Raw genomic sequence first — 1,329 nt, forward strand, 5'->3', positions numbered from 1 at the left:
TCCTCGCACACGCTGCTGCAACTGCTGGCGACGAACCAGCTCGACGTCGCCCTCGTCCAGGAGACGACCGGCTTTCCCCAGTCCGTGCCGAGCGGCGTCGAACGCCGCGTCCTCGTCGCGTGCGAGCCGCGCTTCGTCGCCCTCGCCGTCACGCACCCGGCGGCGAGCCGGTCGGCCGTGCCACTGGCCGCGCTCGCGGACGACCCCTGGATCGTCGACCCCGCCGCCGACGACGAGGCGGCCTCGCTCCGCCGCGCCTTCCTCACCGCCGGCCTCGACCCGCGCCTCGTCCAGGTCCGGGACACGACGACCGCCGGCGAGCTCGTCGCCTCGGGGGAGGCCGTACGCCTCTGCCAGCCGACCACCGAGGCGACGGCCGGCACGGTGGTCCGGCCCATCGAGGGCGACCCCCTCACCTGCCGGCTGTCCTTCGCCTCCCGCCCCGGCGCGCTCCCGTTACGCGACCTCGACGCGCTCTTCACCGACCTGCTCGGCGCGTACCTGGACCTCGCCCGCACCAACGCCGCGTACCGCGCGTGGCTCGGCCGCAACGGCAGCCCGCTGCTGCCGCTCGGGGCGTGGCCGCCGGGCGCGGCCGGCGCCGCTAGACGATCGGGCTGTGCGGCCGGGAAGCGGAAAGCGGAAGAAGCGAACGGGCCTTGTCCATGACGGCCGGATTGTCGAACGCCATCCGCCCGACGTGCACCCCGTCCGACCCGTAGACCGGCTCCTTCAGCACACAGCTCCTGAACACCTCGACCGTCCAGCCCTCGTCCTTGACGATGAGCCCGCCCGCCGGCGGCATGACGCTCAGGCTCCAGCCGGTGCCGAGCAGCCAGCGCCCGTACGCCTCGGTCTCGTTGAGCGTGCTGGCCGGCAGGTGCCGCGCCGCGACCTCCCACAGCGACGGACTGCCGTGCGGCGCGTCCGGCACCGGCACGATCGCCACGACCGCCATCGCGTCGTCCTTCGCGTACGCCAGCACGCACCGCCCGTCCGGCCACTGCGCCGTGAACGGCGCCATGATGACCCGGTCCGTCCCCTTCACCCTCCTGGCCATACGGCCTCGCCCCTCCCCTGAGCGGTCAACCGGTACGGAGGGCTAACCGGCGGGTGACGGCAGGGGTTACGGAGGCGGGTGGGCCACGTCGTGCCGGCTTTTGCCGGAAGATTTGCTCTCGTGATCCATATCGGCTAGAAGCTGTGACCATGTCAAAAGATCAGGTCGGCAGGATCATCGGTGCGAGTTTCGGGCTCTTCTTCGTCCAAGCGAACGCCGGCGCCCTGCCGCCGGCCGTCGCTCTTCCGCTCCGCCTGCTCGCCATCGCC

General features: G+C 72.6%; 2 protein-coding genes. One reads left to right on the plus strand and one right to left on the minus strand.

Going from position 1 to position 1,329, the window contains the following annotated elements:
* On the plus strand, positions 1-669 hold a 669-nt coding region (locus AB0K09_RS33425), incomplete at its 5' end, for a LysR substrate-binding domain-containing protein (protein ID WP_366069144.1).
* Here AB0K09_RS33425 and AB0K09_RS33430 read toward each other — a convergent pair.
* Positions 605-1,060 (minus strand): hypothetical protein, encoded by a 456-nt coding sequence (locus tag AB0K09_RS33430; protein ID WP_366069145.1) that lies wholly within the window; start codon positions 1,058-1,060, stop codon positions 605-607. The genes AB0K09_RS33425 and AB0K09_RS33430 overlap by 65 nt on opposite strands.
* Between the last annotated feature and the right edge of the window lie 269 nt (positions 1,061-1,329).

The organism is Streptomyces sp. NPDC049577 (assembly GCF_040675635.1).
Lineage (GTDB): Bacteria > Actinomycetota > Actinomycetes > Streptomycetales > Streptomycetaceae > Streptomyces.